At 67.3% G+C, this 845-nt stretch carries 2 protein-coding genes; one reads left to right on the plus strand and one right to left on the minus strand.

The genetic code is table 11. The features are described from left to right. On the plus strand, window positions 1-256 hold a 256-nt coding region (locus C5F48_RS25555), incomplete at its 5' end, for a hypothetical protein (protein WP_181247790.1). 130 nt (window positions 257-386) lie between these two features. Here C5F48_RS25555 and C5F48_RS24250 read toward each other — a convergent pair. Beyond that, a partial coding sequence (locus C5F48_RS24250) for a hypothetical protein (protein WP_219907850.1) occupies window positions 387-845 on the minus strand: 459 nt, incomplete at its 5' end.

Consider the following 845-nt stretch of genomic DNA (forward strand, 5'->3'; position numbering starts at 1 on the left):
CGGGATCAAATACGGCCCCGCCAATCCCTATGCTCAACGCTGGGACACGCCGACGGACGAGCAGGAGGCAGAGCCAGCAATCCCGGATCTGGCGTATTTCACGGATCTGTGGCCGCGCTATCCGGATAGTCTCGAGAACGCCGAGCTGTCGGCCGCCGGTCGCGATGATGCACGCGACCAACCCGCATCCCCGGCGAGCGCGACATGCCGCCCGCCGCAGGCAACGGCGGCGCTGTCCTCGGGAACCGTGAGCTGAAGGTCTCTGCAGGGCGCAAGATCTGCGCCGGCCTGCCAGAGCTGCGACAGGAGATTCCGGCGCGGCCGGAATCGCGACGGTCTTTCGTCCCGCGCCAAGGGCTTGCGCCCCTGCTCGCAAGAGCCGGCCATCACGGCTGGAACTCGACCACGCCCTGCGGTCCGTTCAGCCGCGCCGTCAGCGGCCCCGGCGTGAACACCGATCCGCCTCCGCTGCACCGGATGACCGTCAGGCTGAGGGTGCGCAGCGCCTGTCTCGCCATGACCTCGTCGCCGCCGCTCCAACTGACCAGGCGAACCGACGCCATGTCTATCAGCCCGCCTTCGATCACCGTGTAATCGGCCTCGATTACCATCTGTCGTTCCGCTGTGGACAGCGCATCGAGCTGCCGGCAACTGCCGGCCCGTCCAAAGATCGCCGGATCAGGCGGACCCGGCGCCGGATCGAGAATCCAGCAATCGGGCGCGATGCCCTGGCAAGCGGTCTGGCCTTGCGCCAGCGCCGGGGCCGTCAGGACAAAGAGCAGGGGGATGATGCAGCGCATGTGCTTCCTTTCCGGTTCTGACCTCAGAGCCGGAAAGGCTCTCAC

Origin of the sequence: Cereibacter changlensis JA139 (assembly GCF_003034985.1) — a bacterium.
GTDB classification, from domain to species: domain Bacteria; phylum Pseudomonadota; class Alphaproteobacteria; order Rhodobacterales; family Rhodobacteraceae; genus Cereibacter; species Cereibacter changlensis.